Below are 20,586 nucleotides of genomic sequence, written 5' to 3'. Positions count from 1 at the left end.
GCGAAGCGGGTTTTCCAATTCTGGTCACTGACAATGAACAGGATCTTACACCATGTTATCCACAGAAAGATGGGATAACTGTGAAAAACCCCCACTACTGTTTCAATTTACAGCCTTGACGTGCGACGAAAATCGAATTTTCACACAAATTGTGCCTAACTTATTGGCATAATCTGTGGATAAAACCAACGCTGGTCGATCTTTCATCAGCGTGAAGATCGTATGCGTGATGCACATCACATTTCTGTGTGTTAATCTGCGTTGATCGGTTTTAACTTTATGAATGTATAAGAGTATTTTTGATATGTGACGAATGTCTTATTCGGACTGTTCTGGGTTTTCCCATAGTAATTCCGTACTTCTTCACAACTATATCCACAGAAAAGGTGAATAAAATCGCCTTGCTTGCCCTTCTTCTGTTTATAACTCGGCCTTTAACTGTGAGTTATTCAATTGTTATTAGAATATCGCACCCTTAACAGAGTGGTTTACCGCCCCTCAGGAGTGTGAAACAATCGTTTGTATATAAGGTTTATGTTGAGGTAGTCCGGTGATTGATGACGATGGCTACCGCCCGAATGTAGGGATAGTAATTTGTAACCGCCAGGGGCAGGTCATGTGGGCCCGGCGATTTGGTCAGCACTCCTGGCAATTCCCACAAGGTGGGATCAATGCAGGAGAGACAGCAGAGCAGGCGATGTACCGGGAACTCTTTGAAGAAGTGGGTCTCAGTCGTAAAGATGTACGGATCCTTGCTTCTACTCGTAACTGGTTGCGTTACAAGTTACCGAAACGTTTGGTGCGTTGGGACACAAAGCCGGTTTGTATCGGCCAGAAACAAAAATGGTTTCTTCTGCAATTGGTCAGCAGCGATGCTGAAATCAATATGCAAACCAGCAGTACACCTGAGTTCGACGGCTGGCGCTGGGTGAGTTACTGGTATCCGGTTCGACAGGTGGTGTCATTTAAACGCGATGTCTATCGCAGGGTGATGAAAGAATTCGCAAGTGTTGTCATGGCGCTTCAGGAGAGCACTCCTAAACCGCAAAGCGCACCTGCGTACAGACGTAAAAGAGGTTAAGCTACGCAAATTATGCTCACCCGCCTGCGCGAAATAGTCGAAAAGGTGGCCAGTGCTCCGCGTCTGAACGAAGCGCTGAATATACTGGTTACCGACATCTGTCTTGCGATGGATACAGAGGTCTGTTCGGTTTATCTGGCCGATCACGATCGACGTTGTTATTACCTCATGGCGACCCGGGGACTAAAAAAACCACGTGGTCGCACTGTCGCACTCGCGTTTGATGAAGGTATCGTTGGCCTGGTTGGCAGGCTGGCGGAACCTATCAACCTCGCCGATGCGCAAAAACATCCCAGCTTCAAATACATTCCTTCGGTAAAAGAAGAGCGTTTTCGTGCATTCTTAGGCGTACCGATCATTCAGCGTCGACAGCTTTTAGGTGTGCTGGTGGTGCAGCAGCGTGAACTGCGTCAGTACGATGAAAGTGAAGAGTCTTTCCTCGTCACGCTCGCCACGCAAATGGCGGCCATACTTTCGCAGTCGCAGCTAAACGCGCTGTTCGGCCAGTACCGTCAAACGCGCATCCGTGCGCTGCCTGCCGCTCCCGGTGTGGCGATAGCCGAAGGTTGGCAGGATGCGACGCTGCCGTTGATGGAACAGGTCTACCAGGCTTCAACGCTGGATCCTGTGCTTGAACGCGAGCGACTGACCGGTGCGCTGGAAGAGGCGGCGAACGAATTCCGCCGCTACAGCAAGCGTTTTACCGCTGGGGCGCAGAAAGAAACGGCGGCGATCTTTGATCTTTACTCGCACTTGCTTTCCGATACCCGTCTGCGCCGCGAGCTGTTTGCGGAAGTGGATAACGGTTCGGTGGCCGAGTGGGCGGTTAAAACGATCATCGAAAAGTTTGCCGAACAGTTCGCTGCGCTGAGCGATAACTACCTCAAAGAGCGGGCCGGAGATTTACGCGCGCTGGGCCAGCGCCTGCTGTTCCACCTTGATGACTCTATCCAGGGGCCAAATGCCTGGCCGGAACGCTTTGTGCTGGTGGCGGACGAACTTTCGGCGACCACGCTGGCGGAGCTTCCTCAGGACCGGTTAGTTGGCGTGGTTGTCCGGGACGGCGCAGCCAACTCTCATGCGGCAATTATGGTGCGTGCGCTGGGTATCCCTACCGTTATGGGGGCCGATATCCAGCCGTCGGTGCTGCATCGCCGTACGCTGGTGGTGGACGGTTATCGCGGTGAACTGCTGGTCGATCCGGAACCGGTATTGATCCAGGAATACCAGCGTCTTATCAGTGAAGAAATTGAGCTGAGCCGCCTGGCGGAAGACGACGTCAACCAGCCAGCACAGCTGAAAAGCGGCGAGCGCGTGAAGGTGATGCTCAATGCGGGCCTCAGCCCGGAACATGAAGAAAAGCTGGGTAGCCGAATCGACGGCATTGGCCTGTATCGCACCGAAATTCCGTTCATGCTGCAAAGCGGTTTTCCTTCGGAAGAAGAACAGGTTGCGCAGTACCAGGGTATGCTGCAAATGTTTAACGACAAGCCGGTGACCCTGCGTACGCTGGATGTCGGCGCCGATAAACAGCTGCCCTATATGCCGATCAGTGAAGAGAACCCCTGCCTTGGCTGGCGAGGGATCCGCATAACGCTCGATCAGCCGGAGATCTTTTTGATCCAGGTTCGCGCTATGCTGCGTGCGAATGCGGCAACCGGAAACCTGAGCATTTTGCTGCCGATGGTAACCAGCATCGATGAAGTGGACGAAGCGCGACGTTTGATTGAACGCGCCGGACGCGAAGTGGAGGAGATGATCGGTTACGAGATCCCGAAACCGCGCATTGGCATCATGCTGGAAGTTCCGTCGATGGTGTTCATGCTGCCGCATCTGACAAACCGGATAGACTTTATCTCGGTTGGAACCAACGACCTTACCCAGTACATACTGGCCGTCGATCGTAACAACACACGGGTAGCCAGCATTTATGACAGCCTGCATCCGGGGATGTTGCGTGCGCTGGCGATGATTGCGCAGGAAGCCGAAAGAAGCGGTATCGATTTGCGCCTGTGTGGTGAAATGGCGGGCGACCCGATGTGTGTGGCTATTCTGATCGGTCTCGGTTTCCGTCATTTGTCGATGAACGGTCGTTCTGTCGCTCGCGTAAAATATCTGCTGCGTCATATCGATTTTGATGAGGCGCAAACGCTGGCGCAGCGCAGCCTGGAGGCACAGATGGCAACAGAAGTACGCCATCAGGTAGCGGCCTTCATGGAGCGTCGTGGCATGGGGGGCTTGATTCGCGGGGGATTGTAGGTCTGACAAGCGTAGCGCTATCAGGTATTACGGGGGATAGAGATTACCTATACAGATCTTTTACATCTTCCCGGCATCCGCTTCTAACCCCTTGTGCTATCATTCGCACCTTTGGAGCGCCTGCATTATGCAGGCGCGCTTATCAATTGCTGTCTGACTTCAGCGAAATAACAAGAACTTGTGGTGACAGATGACCAGTAGCTATCTGCATTTTCCGGATTTCGATCCGGTCATTTTCTCAATCGGACCCGTCGCGCTTCACTGGTACGGCTTAATGTATTTGGTGGGGTTTATTTTCGCGATGTGGCTGGCGACGCGCCGCGCGAATCGTCCGGGCAGTGGCTGGACCAAAAATGAAGTAGAAAACTTACTGTATGCGGGCTTCCTCGGGGTTTTCCTCGGTGGGCGTATTGGTTACGTACTGTTCTATAACTTCCCGTTATTCCTCGATAATCCCCTGTATCTGTTCCGCGTCTGGGACGGCGGTATGTCCTTCCACGGTGGACTTATCGGTGTGATCCTGGTAATGATTATCTTCGCCAAACGCACTAAGCGTTCGTTCTTCCAGGTTTCTGATTTCATTGCCCCGCTGATTCCCTTTGGCCTTGGTGCAGGGCGTCTGGGCAACTTTATCAACGGTGAGCTGTGGGGACGCGTTGACCCGAACTTCAAGTACGCCATGCTGTTCCCGGGCTCCCGTACCGAAGATATTTTACTGCTGCAAACTAACCCGCAATGGCAGTCTATTTTTGATACCTACGGCTCGCTGCCACGCCACGCCTCACAGCTTTATGAGATGGCGTTGGAAGGCGTTGTGCTGTTTATCATTCTGAACTTGTACATTCGCAAACCGCGCCCGATGGGTTCGGTATCCGGTCTGTTCCTGATTGGTTATGGCGCGTTTCGTATTATTGTTGAATTCTTCCGCCAGCCGGATGCGCAGTTTACCGGCACCTGGGTACAGTACATCAGCATGGGGCAGATCCTCTCTATCCCGATGATTGTCGCAGGCATTATTATGATGGTTTGGGCGTACCGCCGCAGCCCACAGCAACACGTTTCCTGAGGAACCATGAAACAGTATTTAGAACTGATGCAAAAAGTGCTGGATGAAGGCACACAGAAAAACGACCGTACCGGAACCGGAACGCTTTCCATTTTTGGTCATCAGATGCGTTTTAATCTGCAGGAAGGGTTCCCGCTGGTTACGACTAAACGCTGCCATTTACGCTCGATCATTCATGAGCTGCTGTGGTTCTTGCAGGGCGATACTAACGTTGCCTACCTGCATGAAAACAACGTCTCAATCTGGGACGAATGGGCGGATGAAAACGGTAATTTAGGCCCGGTTTACGGCAAACAATGGCGCGCGTGGCCTACGCCAGATGGTCGCCATATCGACCAGATCACCACCGTGCTAAACCAGCTGAAAAATGATCCGGACTCTCGCCGCATCATCGTTTCCGCATGGAACGTCGGTGAGCTGGATAAAATGGCGCTGGCACCGTGCCATGCGTTCTTCCAGTTCTACGTGGCGGATGGCAAGCTCTCCTGCCAGCTGTATCAGCGTTCGTGCGATGTGTTCCTCGGCCTGCCGTTTAACATTGCCAGCTACGCTTTGCTGGTACACATGATGGCGCAGCAGTGCGATCTGGAAGTGGGTGATTTTGTCTGGACCGGCGGCGACACGCACCTGTACAGCAACCATATGGATCAAACGCATCTGCAGCTTAGCCGTGAACCGCGCGCGCTGCCGAAACTGGTTATCAAACGTAAGCCTGAATCAATCTTTGACTATCGCTTCGAAGACTTCGAAATTGAAGGCTACGATCCGCACCCGGGTATTAAAGCACCGGTAGCTATCTAACCTGTTTCATGCCGTCACAACCGACGCCCATGTGCGTCGGTTTTTTTTGTCTCAAATCGCGTTCTTCGGCGTGGATTCCTGAAATATTGCAACGGCCTGTAACGTGCTAAATATTCCCCATAGCTCGCCGTAGAAACCGAATTTCCCGCTCGTTATTCATTTTCCTCACGCCATACTGGCGACATGAAAAAACAACAAGGTTACACGCTTCTCGAAACCCTGATTGCGATGCTGATTGTCGCGGCGCTTGGTGCATCTGGACTGTATGGTTGGCAGCGCTGGCAGCAGCAACAGCGGCTGTGGCAGACCGCCTGCCAGGTGCGGGACTACCTGCTGCAACTGCGTGAAGATGCTAACTGGCGTAACCGCGATCATGTGATAAGCGTGATTCGGGATGGCACATCATGGTGTTTTGTCAGCTCTGCGGCTTCGCAAACCACGTGTCGACCCGCTTCGTCTTTGGTTTTTACATCGCCCTGGAACGACGTCGAAATGGCAGAGATAACACCTTCACTGGCCTTTTTTGGACTGCGAAATACGGCATGGGCCGGACATATACGCCTGAAAAATACGGCAGGGGAATGGCGCGTGGTGGTGTCTGGCTGGGGACGAATCAGGCTTTGCGAGCGCGATGAGGCCAGATTATGTCAGTAAATGAACGGGGATTTTCACTGCTGGAGATGCTCATTGCCATGGCGATTAGCAGTATTTTATTGCTTAGCTCAGCACGATTTTTACCGGCGCTACAGCGAGAGATTCTGCGTAACACGCGCCAGTTAGTACTGGAAGATGAAATATGGCAGCGGGTCTACACCGTGGCGAAGCATCTTCAGCGGGCGGGGTATTGCCGGGGAAACTGTGTCGGAGAGGGACTGGTGATATCGGCTAAGGGAGACTGTGTTATTGCCCGCTGGGATGCCAACAGCAATGGCGTTTGGGAAAGCGGTCCCGTGAAAGAGGATGATTCTATAGGGTTTCGTTTACAGGACAAGGTGTTGGAAACCATGCGTGGAGCCACCGGCTGCACTGGCAAAGGATGGGACAAAATGACCGATCCGGCCACGATGCAGATTGAGGCATTCCAGGTTGAAAGGCTGAATTTCAGCGGATATTCCCCGCTTCTTACGCTGCGTTTGCGTGGAGTGAGCAATGACGAACCACAAAAAGTTGTTGAAGCGGTCTACAGCGTTACGGGATTCAACCTGTGAACCGTGAGCGAGGCGTATCTTCTCTGGCAATGGTCCTGTTGCTGCTGGTGCTCGGTAGTCTGCTGCTGCAAGGCGTTAGCAGACAGGAGGCCAGTTTTGCTGCGCGTGTGGCCACACAAAGTCAGGCGCTGCAGCGTCAGGCGGTAGTGCAATCCGCGATGGAATGGGGGCGTACGCAGCCCTGGCGCTTACAACCCCCCGTACAGTGTCGGCGCGATCCCACGCAGGATGCCGCGGTTTGTCTGCGTCGGCTTACCAATAATTTTGTTCTGCTTATTGCCCACTATGAAGGGATATCGTTATGGCGTCAGGGGGCGGTTATTGATGGCAACATAGAATTTTCGGCGCGTGGCTGGAGCGATTTTTGTCCGCTAAAGGAGCAGACGTTATGCCAGATCCCCTGAACAGACAGCGTGGCTTTAGTCTGCCGGAAGTGATGCTGGCAATGGTACTGATGATCATGATTGTGACCGCGTTGTCAGGATACCAGCGGGTACTAATGAACAGCTTTATCATCAGAAACCAATATCAGCAACTCTGGCGCCACGCCTGGCAGCAAACCCAGCTGTACCCGTTTTCATCGCCTGTGAACTGGCAGGTTAACCGAATGCAGACAACGAGAGCGGGATGTGTCAGCATCAACGTTATAATTTCTTCACCCCTCGGCAGGCAGGGTCAGATGACGCGTCTGCATTGCCCGAATCGTAAGTAGTCAGGAGTCGCTATGTTAAGGGTCTACCACTCCAACCGTCTGGATGTGCTGGAAGCGTTAATGGAATTTATCGTTGAGCGCGAGCGGCTGGACGACCCCTTTGAACCTGAGATGATCCTGGTTCAAAGTACCGGTATGGCGCAGTGGCTACAAATGACTCTTGCACAGAAGTTTAGTATTGCCGCCAATATCGATTTTCCGCTGCCCGCGAGTTTTATCTGGGATATGTTTGTGCGCGTGCTGCCGGATATCCCGAAAGAGAGTGCGTTCAGCAAACAGAGTATGAGCTGGAAGTTGATGACGCTGTTGCCACAATTGCTGGATAGCGATGACTTCGCATTGCTACGCCACTATCTGACGGACGATACTGATAAACGTAAGCTTTTTCAGCTTTCCTCGCGCGCGGCTGACCTTTTCGACCAGTATTTAGTCTACCGCCCTGATTGGTTGACCCAGTGGGAATCGGGGCGACTGGTTGAGGGGCTCGGCGAGTCTCAGGCCTGGCAGGCACCGTTGTGGAAAGCGCTGGTGGAATACACCGCGGAATTGGGCCAGCCGCGCTGGCATCGTGCCAATTTATACCAACGATTTATTCAGACCCTGGAAAATGCGTCTGAATGTCCGCAGGGGCTGCCTTCTCGCGTCTTTATTTGCGGAATTTCGGCGCTACCGCCGGTTTACCTGCAGGCCTTGCAGGCGTTGGGTAAGCACATTGATATTCATCTGCTATTTACCAACCCTTGTCGCTACTATTGGGGCGACATTAAAGATCCTGCCTGGCTGGCGAAGCTGATGGCTCGTCAGCGTCGGCACAGCTTTGAAGAACGGCATCTGCCGCTGTTTCGTGATAACCAGAAAGCCGAAGGATTATTTAACAGCGATGGCGAACAGGATGTGGGCAACCCGATGCTGGCCTCGTGGGGCAAGCTGGGGCGTGATTACATTTATTTGCTTTCGGAGCTGGAAAACAGTCAGGAAATGGATGCGTTTGTCGACATTACGCCTGACAACCTTTTGCATAATATTCAATCGGATATTCTGGAACTTGAAAGTCATGCCGTGGCGGGCGTTACGCTGGAAGAATATTCCCGTAGCGACAATAAACGCCGGCTTGAGCTGAACGACACCAGCGTGACTTTCCATGTCTGCCATAGCCCACAGCGCGAGGTGGAAATTCTTCATGACCGGCTTTTGGCCATGCTGGAAGCGGACCCAACGCTGACGCCGCGCGATATTATCGTGATGGTGGCGGACATCGACAGCTACAGCCCATTCATTCAGTCGGTCTTTGGTAGCGCGCCAGCCGAGCGTTACTTACCTTATGCAATATCTGACCGTCGGGCACGCCAGTCTCATCCCGTCTTACAGGCCTTTATCAGCCTGCTGTCGCTGCCGGATAGCCGTTTTGTCTCAGAGGATGTCCTGGCGTTACTGGATGTTCCCGTGCTGGCGGCGCGTTTCAACATTGATGAAGAAGGGTTGCGCTATCTTCGTTTATGGGTCAATGAATCCGGGATTCGTTGGGGAATTGACGACGATAACGTGCGTGAACTGGAACTTCCACCTACAGGTCAGCATACCTGGCAATTTGGTTTAACGCGTATGCTGCTCGGCTACGCGATGGAAAGCTCGCAGGGCGAGTGGCAATCGGTATTGCCTTACGATGAGTCCAGCGGCCTGATTGCCGAGCTGGTAGGGCATCTGGCCTCGTTGCTGATGCAGCTTAATCTCTGGCGTAGAGGGTTAGCGCAGGAACGACCGCTGGAAGAGTGGCTACCCGTTTGTCGGGAAATGCTTAATGATTTCTTCATACCGGACGCGGACACCGAAGCTGCAATGACGCTGATTGAACAGCAGTGGCAGGCCATTATTACCGAAGGTTTAGGGGCCGAGTACGGCGATGCTATACCGCTCTCTCTGTTGCGTGATGAGCTAGCCCAGCGCCTTGACCAGGAACGCATCAGCCAGCGCTTCCTGGCGGGGCCCGTTAACATTTGTACGCTGATGCCGATGCGCTCCATTCCGTTCAAAGTGGTGTGCCTGCTGGGTATGAACGATGGGGTTTATCCGCGTCAGCTTGCGCCGCTGGGCTTTGATTTAATGAGCCAAAAACCGATGCGGGGTGACCGCAGTCGTCGCGATGATGACCGCTATTTGTTCCTCGAGGCATTAATCTCGGCACAGCAGACGCTCTACATCAGCTACATTGGCCGCTCTATTCAGGATAACAGCGAGCGCTTCCCGTCGGTGCTGGTGCAAGAACTGATGGACTACATTGGACAAAGCCATTATCTGCCGGGCGATGAATCGTTGACCTGCGATCAAAGCGAGGAAAGGGTAAAAGCGCACATAACCCGTTTGCATACCCGTATGCCCTTTGATGCACAAAACTATTTGCCGGGCGAACAGCAAAGCTATGCCCGGGAATGGCTGCCTGCGGCGAGTCTGTCAGGAAAAGCGCACACGGATTTTGTGCAGCCTCTTCCCTTTGAAATGCCAGAAACGCTAACGCTGGAAACGCTGCAGCGATTTTGGGCACATCCGGTACGCGCTTTTTTCCAGATGCGTTTAAGGGTCAACTTCCGCTCTGAAGAGAGTGAGATCCCGGATACGGAACCTTTCACTCTTGAAGGGTTGACCCGCTACCAGCTTAATCAGCAATTGCTTAATACGCTGGTTGAAGAGAACGATGCTGAACGACTGTTCCACCGTTTTCGTGCGGCGGGCGCGCTACCCTATGGGCCGTTTGGCGAAATTCTGTGGGATACGCAGCGTCAGGAAATGCAGTCGCTGGCTGAACGCATTATCGCCTGTCGTCAGCCCTGTCAGAGCATGGAAATCGATCTTAACTGTCACGGCGTGCAAATCACCGGTTGGCTGCCGCAGGTGCAAGAGGACGGTTTGTTGCGCTGGCGCCCATCTTTGATAAGCATTGCGCAGGGTGTGCAACTTTGGCTGGAACATCTTGTCTATTGTGCCAGTGGCGGTAGGGGAGAGAGCCGATTGTTCCTGCGTAAAGACGGAGAATGGCGTTTTCCGCCGCTGGATGCAGAACAGGCGCTGCTGTACCTGTCGCAACTCATTGAGGGGTATCGGGAAGGCATGTCGTCACCGTTGCTGGTATTACCCGAAAGCGGTGGTGCATGGATAAAAACCTGTTATGACGCCGCAAATGATGCCATGTTAGATGACGATGCAACGTTGCAAAAAGCGCGCAGTAAGTTTCTGCAAGCTTATGAAGGCAACATGATGGTACGTGGCGAAGGTGATGATATCTGGTATCAGCGTCTTTGGCGTCAACTGGATGCTGATACGCAGGAGGCTATTGTTTTACAGTCTCAGCGCTACCTGTTACCGATTTTTCGCTTTAATCAGTCATGATGATTGTATAAAAATTGCGCAATCCGATGGCTTCCACTATGATGCGCATTCTGTCACGGACTGATTCTTACAAAGAGATGATGCTGGCTCGTTCAGCACATAGTCTTGCCCTGTTCAGATCATGTATTTATGCGTGGTTTGTAGTGAACAGGTGAATACGTTAATGATGAGGTTTGTGAATGCCCCGCAGCACCTGGTTCAGCGCATTACTGTTGTTCGTCGCCCTTTGGGTTCCCGTAAGTCAGGCAGATACCGGTTGGCAGCCTTTAGCTGAAACCATCCGTAAAAGCGATAAAGACACCCGTCAGTATCAGGCCGTGCGCCTTGATAACGGCATGGTTGTGCTGCTGGTATCCGATCCTCAGGCCGTGAAATCCCTTTCTGCACTGGTAGTCCCCGTGGGCTCGCTGGAAGATCCGGACGATCATCAGGGGCTGGCGCACTATCTCGAACACATGTGTCTGATGGGCTCGAAAAAATACCCACAGCCGGACAGCCTGGCTGAATTCCTGAAAATGCACGGCGGTAGCCACAATGCCAGCACTGCGCCTTATCGTACGGCCTTCTATCTTGAAGTCGAAAACGACGCGCTGGTGGGGGCGGTGGATCGCCTGGCGGATGCTATTGCCGATCCATTGCTGGATAAAAAATATGCCGACCGCGAGCGTAACGCGGTTAACTCCGAGCTGACACTGGCGCGTACCCGAGACGGGATGCGTATGGCGCAGGTGAGCGCTGAGACGATCAACCCGGCGCACCCAGGTTCGCGTTTCTCTGGCGGGAATCTTGAGACATTAAGCGATAAACCGGGCAACCCGGTGCTGCAGGCATTACAAAAATTTCATGAAAAGTACTACTCTGCGAACCTGATGAAGGCGGTGATTTATAGCAATAAACCGCTGCCAGAGCTGGCGCGGATAGCGGCTGACACCTTTGGGCGCGTACCGAACAGGAATATCGCAAAGCCTGAGATTACCGTCCCGGTCGTCACTGATGCGCAAAAGGGCATCATCATCCACTATGTTCCGGCAATGCCGCGTAAAGTATTGCGCGTCGAGTTTCGTATCGATAACAACAGCGCGCAGTTCCGCAGTAAAACCGATGAACTGGTGACCTACCTGATTGGCAATCGTAGCCCGGGCACGTTGTCTGACTGGCTGCAAAAGCAGGGCCTGGTTGAAGGTATTCGCGCAGACTCCGATCCGGTGGTCAACGGGAACAGCGGCGTATTAGCCATTTCCGCGACGTTAACCGACAAGGGGCTGGCGAACCGCGATGAAGTTGTCGCGGCAATCTTTAGCTACCTCAATTTGTTACGCGAGAAAGGTGTCGATAAACGCTATTTTGACGAGCTGGCGCACGTGCTGGATCTCGATTTCCGTTATCCCTCCATCACCCGTGATATGGACTACGTGGAATGGCTGGCTGATACCATGATCCGCGTTCCCGTCGAGCATACGCTGGATGCGGTGAATATTGCTGATCAGTACGATGCGAAAGCCGTTGAGCAACGTCTGGCAATGATGACGCCGCAGAATGCGCGTATCTGGTATATCAGCGCGAAAGAGCCGCATAATAAAACCGCTTATTTTGTCGATGCGCCTTACCAGGTGGATAAAATCAGCGACAAAACCTTTGCCGACTGGCAGCAAAAAGCGCAGGGCATTGCGCTGTCGTTACCGGAGTTGAACCCCTACATTCCGGATGATTTCACGCTGATTAAGACGGATAAAAAATACGCTCACCCAGAGCTGATCGTTGATGAGCCGGATTTACGTGTGGTGTATGCCCCGAGCCAGTATTTTGCCAGCGAGCCGAAGGCTGACGTCAGCGTGATCCTGCGTAACCCGAAAGCCATGGACAGCGCCCGCAACCAGGTCTTATTCGCACTTAACGATTACCTGGCAGGGATTGCGCTCGATCAGTTAAGTAACCAGGCATCGGTAGGTGGAATTGGTTTCTCTACCAACGCTAACAATGGGTTGATGCTTAACGCCAACGGCTACACCCAACGTTTGCCGCAGCTTTTTCAGGCGCTGCTGAGCGGCTATTTCAGCTATACCTCAACGGACGAACAGCTGGAACAGGCGAAATCCTGGTATGCCCAGATGATGGATTCCGCAGAAAAGGGTAAAGCTTACGATCAGGCTATTATGCCGGTGCAGATGCTTTCTCAGGTGCCGTACTTCTCCCGCGACGAGCGCCGTAAGCTGCTGCCTTCCATCACCCTGAAAGAGGTGATGACCTACCGCGACGCTTTAAAAACCGGTGCGCGACCTGAATTCCTGGTCATTGGCAATATGAGCGAAGCTCAGACAACGAGCATGGCGCGGGATATCCAAAAACAGCTTGGTGCGAACGGGTCACAGTGGTGTCGCAACAAAGATGTGGTTGTGGACAAGAAGCAGTCCGTCATCTTTGAAAAAGCAGGCAGCAGCACGGATTCAGCGCTGGCGGCGGTATTTGTGCCAACCGGATACGATGAATACGCCAGTTCAGCCTACAGCGCTATGTTAGGTCAGATTGTTCAGCCGTGGTTCTACAATCAGCTGCGTACTGAAGAACAGTTAGGCTACGCCGTATTTGCTTTCCCGATGAGTGTTGGCCGTCAGTGGGGAATGGGGTTCCTGCTGCAAAGCAGTGATAAGCAGCCGTCTTACCTCTGGGAGCGTTATAAAGCGTTCTTCCCGACGGCGGAAGCGAAGCTGCGGGCGATGAAACCTGAAGAGTTCGCGCAAATTCAGCAGGCGATTATTGCGCAAATGCTGCAGGCGCCGCAAACGCTGGGGGCAGAAGCCTCACAGTTAAGCAAAGATTTTGATCGCGGCAATATGCGCTTCGATTCACGTGATAAAATAGTGGCTCAGATTAAACTGCTGACGCCGCAAAAACTTGCCGACTTCTTCCATCAGGCGGTGGTTGAGCCGCAAGGCATGGCGATATTGTCACAGGTTTCCGGCAGTCAGAATGGGAAAGCAGAATATGTGCACCCGGAAGGCTGGAAAGTGTGGCAGACCGTCAGCGCGTTGCAGCAAACCTTACCCCTGATGAGTGATAAGAATGAATGATGCCGCTGAGTCCCTTGATCCACTGCGCTTGCCTCTGACGGGCGAGCGCCTGATTGAAGCCTCTGCGGGCACCGGTAAAACCTTTACCATCGCCGCCCTATATTTACGTTTACTGCTTGGACTGGGCGGCTCTGCCGCCTTTCCTCGTCCTCTGACCGTCGAAGAACTGCTGGTGGTCACCTTCACCGAGGCGGCTACCGAAGAGCTGCGCGGTCGAATTCGTAGCAATATTCATGAACTGCGAATTGCCTGCCTGCGTGAAACCACCGACAACCCGCTATATGCCCGTTTGTTAGATGAAATTGCCGATAAAAAACAGGCCGCGCAGTGGCTGCTATTGGCTGAAAGACAGATGGATGAAGCGGCGGTGTTTACCATCCACGGCTTTTGTCAGCGTATGCTCAGTCTTAATGCCTTTGAGTCAGGCATGCTGTTCGAACAGCAGCTGATAGAAGATGAATCGCTGCTGCGCTATCAGGCCTGCGCGGACTTCTGGCGTCGGCACTGCTACCCGCTGCCCCGCGACATTGCGCAGGTGGTTTTTGAAACGTGGAAAGGACCGCAAGCGCTGCTGAGAGATATCGATCGCTATCTGCAGGGGGAAGCGCCGGTTATCAAGGCGCCACCGTCTGATGACGAAACGCTGGCCTCCCGGCATGAACAAATTCTCGCACGCATTAACCAGATCAAGCAGCAATGGTGTGATTCTGTTGATGAGCTGGATGGCCTGATGGAAGCCTCCGGAATTGACCGGCGTAAATTTAATCGCGGTAATCAGGGCAAGTGGATCGAAAAGATCAGCGCGTGGGCGCAGGAAGAAACACAAAGTTACCAGCTTCCTGACGCGCTGGAGAAATTCTCACAGCGTTTTCTGGAAGAGCGAACCAAAGCGGGCGGGATAACCCCTCAGCACCCGCTGTTTGTCGCTATTGATGAACTGCTTAGCGAACCGTTAACTCTCCGCGATCTGGTGATCACCCGGGCGCTGGCGGAGATCCGCTCGGCAGTTGCCGAGGAAAAACGTCGCCGCGGCGAGCTGGGTTTTGACGATATGCTCAGCCGTCTGGATGCGGCGTTGCGCAGTGAAAGCGGCGATGCGCTGGCGACGGCTATTCGTACTCGTTTCCCGGTCGCCATGATCGATGAATTCCAGGATACCGATCCGCAGCAGTACCGTATTTTTCGTCGGATCTGGCAGCATCAGCCGGATACCGCACTGCTGCTAATTGGTGATCCGAAACAGGCAATTTACGCGTTTCGCGGCGCGGATATCTTCACCTATATGAAAGCGCGCAGCGAAGTCAGCGCACACTATACGCTTGATACCAACTGGCGTTCGGCCCCCGGCATGGTCAATAGCGTGAATACGCTTTTCAGCCAGATGGACGACGCCTTTATGTTCCGCGAAATCCCTTTCAGCCCGGTAAAATCCGCAGAAAAAAACCAGGCGTTACGGTTTGTTTTGCACGGCGAAACGCAGCCAGCAATGAGTATGTGGCTGATGGAAGGAGAAAGTTGCGGCGTAGGCGATTATCAGAGCTACATGGCCCAGGTGTGCGCCACACAAATTCGCGACTGGCTTAAGGCCGGGCATTCTGGCGCTGCGCAACTGGTCAGTGGCAAAGTATCCAGCCCGGTACGCGCGTCGGACATCAGCGTACTGGTGCGTAGCCGCCAGGAGGCGGCGCTGGTCCGTGATGCATTGACGCAACTGGCCATTCCCTCTGTCTACCTCTCCAACCGTGACAGCGTATTTGAAACGCTGGAAGCGCAGGAGTTGCTATGGGTGCTGCAGGCGGTGATGACGCCGGAACGTGAGAACACGTTGCGTAGCGCGCTGGCGACCTCAATGATGGGTCTGAATGCGCAGGATATTGAAGCGTTAAATACCGACGAGAATGCCTGGGATGCGGTGGTCGAAGAATTCGACGGCTATCGTCAGATCTGGCATAAACGCGGCGTGATGCCGATGCTACGTGCGCTGATGACGGCTCGCCAGATTGCAGAGAACCTGCTGGCGACGGCGGGAGGCGAACGTCGACTGACCGACATTTTACATATCAGCGAACTGTTGCAGGAAGCGGGCTCGCAGCTGGAAAGCGAGCATGCGCTGGTGCGCTGGTTGTCCCAGCATATTCTTGAACCCGACAGCAACGCGTCCAGCCAGCAGCTCAGGCTGGAAAGCGACAAGCATCTGGTCAAAATCGTCACCATCCATAAATCGAAAGGGCTGGAGTATCCGCTGGTCTGGCTGCCGTTTATTACCAATTTCCGCGTTCAGGATCAGGCTTTCTACCACGATCGTAGCTCTTTTGAAGCCGTGCTGGATCTCAGCGATGCTGAGGAGAGCGTTGAGCTAGCCGAAGCAGAGCGTCTGGCGGAAGACCTGCGTTTGCTGTATGTCGCGCTAACCCGTTCGGTATGGCATTGCAGCCTTGGCGTTGCGCCGTTGGTGCGACGTCGGGGCGATAAAAAAGGGGATACCGATGTGCATCAGAGTGCACTTGGTCGCCTGTTGCAAAAAGGTGAGCCGATGGATGCCGTGGGTCTGCGTAGCGCGATTGAAGCGCTTTGTAGCAACGATATTGCTTGCCAGACTCCCGCGCAGCCTGACGGTGAACCCTGGCAGGTTGCGCAGGCCGTTAGCAGCGAACTGAGTGCTAAAATACTGCAGCGTAAGCCCGGCGATAGCTGGCGCGTGACCAGTTATTCCGGTCTGCAACAGCGTGGACAGGGTATCGCGCAGGATCTGATCCCACGACTGGATATCGATGCCACAGGCGTCGGCGAGGTTATTGAAGAGTCAGGACTTACACCGCATCAGTTCCCGCGCGGCGCTTCGCCGGGTACGTTCTTGCATAGCCTGTTTGAAGACCTCGATTTTACGCAATCGGTGGATCCGCATTGGGTCGAGGAGCAACTGGCGTTGGGCGGTTATGACGCACACTGGACGCCGATTTTGACCGAATGGCTGGACGCCATTTTGCAGGCGCCTCTCAACGAGACTGGCGTGAGTTTGAGCCAGCTATCCGCGCGTGAAAAACAGGTGGAGATGGAGTTTTATCTGCCGATTTCGCAGCCGTTGATGGCCAACCAGCTTGATGCGTTAATTCGCCAATACGATCCGCTCTCGGCGGGGTGCCCTGCGTTGGACTTTATGCAGGTTCGCGGCATGCTGAAAGGCTTTATTGACCTGGTATTTCGCCACCAGGGGCGTTATTACCTGCTCGATTACAAATCGAACTGGCTGGGTGAAGACAGCTCCGCCTATACGCAGCAGGCAATGGCCTCTGCCATGCAGGCGCATCGCTACGACCTTCAATACCAACTTTATACCCTCGCGCTGCATCGCTACTTACGCCATCGCATTGCTGATTACGATTATGAACGCCATTTTGGCGGCGTTATCTATCTCTTCCTGCGCGGCGTTGACAGTGAAAATCCGCAGCAGGGAATTTACGCGACCCGACCTGACGGAGAGTTGATTGCGTTGATGGACGAGATGTTTGCCGGTGCGGTGCAGGAGACGATGCTATGACAATCCAGAAACGATTTCTGGAGGCTGTTGAGCAAAAACAGCTCCGGCCTCTGGATGCTCAGTTCGCGCTGGCGGTTGCCGGAAGTGACAACCCTGCCGTTGCGCTGGCTGCGGCGTTGCTCAGTCGTGAAGCGGGAGAAGGGCACGTCTGCTTACCGCTTTCACGGTTATCTCTGAGCGAGGACGCGCATCCTCTGTTAAGCGCCTGGCTCGCTGAAACGGGCGAGCCAGAAGACTGGGCGGAATGTCTGCTGGCTTCCAGTGCGGTAAGCCGTGGCGAGCAACCCACGCCGCTGGTGCTGTACGGCGATCGCTTGTATCTGAACCGGATGTGGCACAACGAACGTACGGTGGCTCGCTTTTTCAGTGAAGTGAACCACGCCATTGAAGTGGATGAACAACGGCTGACCCACACGCTGGCGGCGCTGTTTCCGCCATCGGAGGGGGTTAACTGGCAAAAAGTAGCCGCTGCTGTTGCGCTCACCCGCCGGATATCGGTGATCTCAGGCGGACCGGGGACGGGAAAAACGACAACGGTCGCAAGGCTGCTGGCGGCGTTGATTCAAATGGCGGACGGTGAGCGCTGTCGTATTCGACTGGCGGCGCCAACGGGAAAAGCGGCTGCGCGCCTGACCGCCTCACTGGGAGCGGCGCTACGAGAGCTACCGCTAACCGATGAGCAAAAGAAACGCATCCCCGATGACGCCAGTACGCTGCATCGATTATTAGGCGCTCAGCCTGGCAGTCAGCGCCTGCGTCATCATGCGGGAAACCCGCTGCATTTGGATGTGCTGGTGGTGGATGAAGCCTCGATGATTGATTTACCGATGATGTCGCGACTTATCGATGCGCTGCCGCCGCACGGACGGGTGATTTTTCTGGGCGATCGCGACCAGCTCGCTTCCGTCGAAGCGGGGGCCGTGCTGGGGGATATCTGTGCTTTCGTCGGTGACGGGTTTACCCCGGAACGCGCCCGCCAGCTCAGTCGCCTGACCGGGAGCGCTATTCCTGCCGGGTCGGGAATTCAGGCAGCAGCGTTGCGCGACAGTCTGTGCCTGCTGCAAAAAAGCTACCGTTTCGGCAGCGATTCCGGAATCGGTCAGTTGGCCGCGGCGATTAATCGCGGCGACAAAACTGCGATAAAAACGGTGTTCCAGCAGGGATTTAGCGACATCGAAAAACGCACGCTACACAGCAGCGAGGATTATGCCGCGATGCTGGATGAGGCGCTGGCGGGATATGGGCACTACCTGGATTTGTTGCACGAGGGTGCGGAGCCGGGGGCTGTCATTCAGGCCTTCAATGAGTATCAACTGCTATGCGCCCTGCGGGAAGGTCCGTTTGGCGTTAGTGGTTTGAATGAACGCATTGAGCAGGTGATGGCGCAAAAACGTAAAATTCATCGTTCGACGCATAGCCGCTGGTATGAGGGAAGGCCGGTGATGATCGCGCGCAATGACAGTTCGCTGGGATTATTTAACGGTGATATCGGCATTGCCCTTGACCGTGGACAGGGCCTGAGGGTGTGGTTTGCGTTGCCGGATGGTTCTATCAAATCGGTGCAGCCCAGCCGCTTGCCTGAACATGAAACCACCTGGGCGATGACGGTGCACAAATCGCAGGGATCTGAGTTTGACCACGCGGCGTTGATTTTACCCAGCCAGCATTCACCCGTGGTTACCCGCGAGCTGGTCTATACCGCCGTTACCCGCGCGCGCCGCCGCCTGTCGCTGTATGCCGATGAGCGGATATTGAGCCGCGCCATTGCTACCCGCACTGAACGCCGCAGCGGACTGTCAGCATTATTTAATGACGGCATGATGTAGATGTAGGCCGGATAAGCGTCAGCGACATCCGGCCTAAAAAAGATGTGCCAGCGATGTAGGCCGAATAAGGCAGTTATGCCGCATCCGGCAACCACTCCTATGCCAAATCCGCCATCAGCACTTTTGACCGCCGCTGATAGTTGTACATCTCTTTCTTGCTTTCCGGCAGCAGGTCGATATCCACCGGCGTGAAGCCGCGTTCCTGGAACCAGTGGATGCTGCGTGTGGTTAACACAAACAGCTTGCTCAACCCCATTTGCCGGGCCTGCGCGGCGATTCGTTCCAGCAACACTTCCCCGCGTGACGAGCTACGGTAGTCCGGATGCACTGCTACACACGCCATTTCGCCAATTCTCTCTTCCGGGAAAGGGTACAGAGCGGCACAGGCGATGGTCAGGTTATCACGCTGAATAATGGTGAATTTGTCGATCTCCATTTCCAACTGCTCGCGCGAGCGGCGCACCAGAATACCTTGCTGCTCCAGCGGGCGGATAAGCTCCAGAATCCCGCCGATATCGTTAATGGTAGCGCGACGGATCTGCTCGGCACTTTCCATTACGATCTGCGTACCGATCCCGTCGCGGGAGAACAGTTCCTGCAGCAATGCACCATCTTCCTGATAACTGATCAGATGGCAACGGCGTACGCCACTGCGACAGGCCTTCACTGCCCCACGCAGGAAGCGCACCGTGCCGGAGCTGTAATCGCCTTTCTCTTCCTGCAACTCAACACGAGCCTGAGCTTCGTTAGGAAACAGCTCGGAAATAATATCGCCGTCATCGTTGGTTACACCCTGAGAGGAGCAAAAGCCGATCATTTTCTCGGCCTTCAGTTTGATAGCCAACTGCGTGGCGACCTCCTCTGACGTCAGGTTAAAGCTCTCACCGGTGACAGAAACGGCAACCGGGCCCATCAGCACAATTGCGCCGCTGTCTAACTGGCGGTGAATGGCATCTTCATCAATACGACGAATACGCCCGCTATGGCAGTAATCTACGCCGTCATCAACGCCCAGCGGCTGAGAGATAATAAAATTACCGCTAACCACATTGATGTGAGCACCCTGCAATGGCGTATTATTCAGGCTCATCGACAGGCGGGCGGTAATATCAAGCTGAAGTAATCCCGCAGCCTGCTTGACCAGCTCCAGCGTTTTAGCGTCGGTAACGCGCGTATTTTTGTGGTACACCGGCTCATGATGATGCGCCGCAAGATTGGCATCAATCTGCGGTCGTGCGCCATAGACCACGACCAGGCGGATGCCGAGGCTATGAAGAAGACCAATGTCATTGACGATACTGGAAAAGTTTTCATGCTCGATGGCTTCGCCGCCCAGCATAATGACAAACGTTTTTCCCCGATGGGTATTGATATAGGGAACAGAATGGCGGAATCCCTGTACCAGTTCGGTTCTACGCTCCTTCACCACGGCACACCCTCATTGCATGATTATTCGTAATTTGTGTATTTTTATTCTGTTTTTGCGCTGTGCGCAAGCGTAATTTTTACCCATGCCGAAGATTTTTCTCAGTAATGCCGTGAATATAAAAAGAATGTTTACCCTTTTATAGATGACAGATTATGCGTCATTCGCTAAAGTTTCCGGTCAATTCGGACGTTTTACGTATTACCTCTAAAAAAGATTT

The 20,586-nt window shown here is 53.9% G+C and carries 13 protein-coding genes; 12 read left to right on the top strand and 1 reads right to left on the bottom strand.

Annotation, left to right across the window (positions count from 1 at the left end; genetic code table 11):
• The first annotated feature begins 550 nt into the window (after nucleotides 1-550).
• The 12 genes from rppH (at nucleotide 551) to recD (ending at nucleotide 18,940) form a co-directional block, all read left to right on the top strand.
• Nucleotides 551-1,081 carry an RNA pyrophosphohydrolase gene (gene rppH / locus OGY17_RS07215; RefSeq protein ID WP_003825602.1) on the top strand — a complete coding sequence of 177 codons (531 nt, stop codon included), beginning with the start codon at nucleotides 551-553 and terminating at the stop codon, nucleotides 1,079-1,081.
• A 12-nt stretch (nucleotides 1,082-1,093) separates the two neighbouring features.
• Nucleotides 1,094-3,340: a phosphoenolpyruvate--protein phosphotransferase gene (gene ptsP / locus OGY17_RS07210; RefSeq protein WP_003825604.1), complete on the top strand. Its 2,247-nt coding sequence runs from the start codon at nucleotides 1,094-1,096 to the stop codon at nucleotides 3,338-3,340.
• Nucleotides 3,341-3,530: 190 nt separating this feature from the next.
• The gene (lgt, locus tag OGY17_RS07205; RefSeq protein WP_003825606.1) at nucleotides 3,531-4,406 is read left to right on the top strand and encodes a prolipoprotein diacylglyceryl transferase; all 876 of its coding nucleotides are present in this window, start codon (nucleotides 3,531-3,533) and stop codon (nucleotides 4,404-4,406) included.
• A 6-nt stretch (nucleotides 4,407-4,412) separates the two neighbouring features.
• Nucleotides 4,413-5,207 carry a thymidylate synthase gene (thyA, locus tag OGY17_RS07200; protein ID WP_003033990.1) on the top strand — a complete coding sequence of 265 codons (795 nt, stop codon included), beginning with the start codon at nucleotides 4,413-4,415 and terminating at the stop codon, nucleotides 5,205-5,207.
• A gap of 183 nt (nucleotides 5,208-5,390) precedes the next feature.
• Nucleotides 5,391-5,861: a prepilin peptidase-dependent protein gene (locus OGY17_RS07195; protein ID WP_008785711.1), complete on the top strand. Its 471-nt coding sequence runs from the start codon at nucleotides 5,391-5,393 to the stop codon at nucleotides 5,859-5,861.
• Entirely contained in the window at nucleotides 5,852-6,415 is a 564-nt protein-coding gene (locus OGY17_RS07190; protein ID WP_234103789.1) for a prepilin peptidase-dependent protein, read from the top strand. The genes OGY17_RS07195 and OGY17_RS07190 overlap by 10 nt, the downstream gene beginning before the upstream one ends.
• Nucleotides 6,412-6,819 carry a DUF2509 family protein gene (locus OGY17_RS07185; protein WP_125363220.1) on the top strand — a complete coding sequence of 136 codons (408 nt, stop codon included), beginning with the start codon at nucleotides 6,412-6,414 and terminating at the stop codon, nucleotides 6,817-6,819. The genes OGY17_RS07190 and OGY17_RS07185 overlap by 4 nt, the downstream gene beginning before the upstream one ends.
• Nucleotides 6,804-7,127 carry a prepilin-type N-terminal cleavage/methylation domain-containing protein gene (locus tag OGY17_RS07180; RefSeq protein WP_234103790.1) on the top strand — a complete coding sequence of 108 codons (324 nt, stop codon included), beginning with the start codon at nucleotides 6,804-6,806 and terminating at the stop codon, nucleotides 7,125-7,127. Before OGY17_RS07185 ends, OGY17_RS07180 begins: the two co-directional genes overlap by 16 nt.
• A gap of 12 nt (nucleotides 7,128-7,139) precedes the next feature.
• Nucleotides 7,140-10,508: an exodeoxyribonuclease V subunit gamma gene (gene recC, locus OGY17_RS07175; protein WP_234103791.1), complete on the top strand. Its 3,369-nt coding sequence runs from the start codon at nucleotides 7,140-7,142 to the stop codon at nucleotides 10,506-10,508.
• Nucleotides 10,509-10,687: 179 nt separating this feature from the next.
• Complete coding sequence (gene ptrA / locus OGY17_RS07170) at nucleotides 10,688-13,576, top strand: pitrilysin (RefSeq protein WP_032944851.1); 2,889 nt, start codon at nucleotides 10,688-10,690, stop codon at nucleotides 13,574-13,576.
• Nucleotides 13,569-17,114 (top strand): exodeoxyribonuclease V subunit beta, encoded by a 3,546-nt coding sequence (recB, locus tag OGY17_RS07165; protein WP_286606750.1) that lies wholly within the window; start codon nucleotides 13,569-13,571, stop codon nucleotides 17,112-17,114. Before ptrA ends, recB begins: the two co-directional genes overlap by 8 nt.
• Nucleotides 17,111-18,940, top strand: coding sequence for an exodeoxyribonuclease V subunit alpha (recD, locus tag OGY17_RS07160; RefSeq protein ID WP_103284769.1), 1,830 nt, complete (start codon nucleotides 17,111-17,113; stop codon nucleotides 18,938-18,940). Before recB ends, recD begins: the two co-directional genes overlap by 4 nt.
• A gap of 97 nt (nucleotides 18,941-19,037) precedes the next feature.
• On the opposite strand, the gene argA is transcribed toward recD, so the two are convergent.
• Nucleotides 19,038-20,369: an amino-acid N-acetyltransferase gene (gene argA / locus OGY17_RS07155; protein ID WP_003034012.1), complete on the bottom strand. Its 1,332-nt coding sequence runs from the start codon at nucleotides 20,367-20,369 to the stop codon at nucleotides 19,038-19,040.
• Nucleotides 20,370-20,586: the final 217 nt, after the last annotated feature.

It is taken from the genome of Citrobacter sp. Cpo126, from assembly GCF_030332445.1.
Classification (GTDB): domain Bacteria; phylum Pseudomonadota; class Gammaproteobacteria; order Enterobacterales; family Enterobacteriaceae; genus Citrobacter; species Citrobacter portucalensis.
This window is presented reverse-complemented; position numbering and strand designations above follow the sequence as displayed.

Excerpts from the sequence above, each read along its gene's own strand:
- recD (WP_103284769.1), top strand. The coding sequence starts at position 17,111 with ATGACAATCCAGAAACGATTTCTGGAGGCTGTTGAGCAAAAACAGCTC.
- OGY17_RS07190 (WP_234103789.1), top strand. The coding sequence starts at position 5,852 with ATGTCAGTAAATGAACGGGGATTTTCACTGCTGGAGATGCTCATTGCC.
- thyA (WP_003033990.1), top strand. The coding sequence starts at position 4,413 with ATGAAACAGTATTTAGAACTGATGCAAAAAGTGCTGGATGAAGGCACA.
- OGY17_RS07195 (WP_008785711.1), top strand. The coding sequence starts at position 5,391 with ATGAAAAAACAACAAGGTTACACGCTTCTCGAAACCCTGATTGCGATG.
- recB (WP_286606750.1), top strand. The coding sequence starts at position 13,569 with ATGAATGATGCCGCTGAGTCCCTTGATCCACTGCGCTTGCCTCTGACG.
- OGY17_RS07180 (WP_234103790.1), top strand. The coding sequence starts at position 6,804 with ATGCCAGATCCCCTGAACAGACAGCGTGGCTTTAGTCTGCCGGAAGTG.
- recC (WP_234103791.1), top strand. The coding sequence starts at position 7,140 with ATGTTAAGGGTCTACCACTCCAACCGTCTGGATGTGCTGGAAGCGTTA.
- ptrA (WP_032944851.1), top strand. The coding sequence starts at position 10,688 with ATGCCCCGCAGCACCTGGTTCAGCGCATTACTGTTGTTCGTCGCCCTT.
- lgt (WP_003825606.1), top strand. The coding sequence starts at position 3,531 with ATGACCAGTAGCTATCTGCATTTTCCGGATTTCGATCCGGTCATTTTC.
- ptsP (WP_003825604.1), top strand. The coding sequence starts at position 1,094 with ATGCTCACCCGCCTGCGCGAAATAGTCGAAAAGGTGGCCAGTGCTCCG.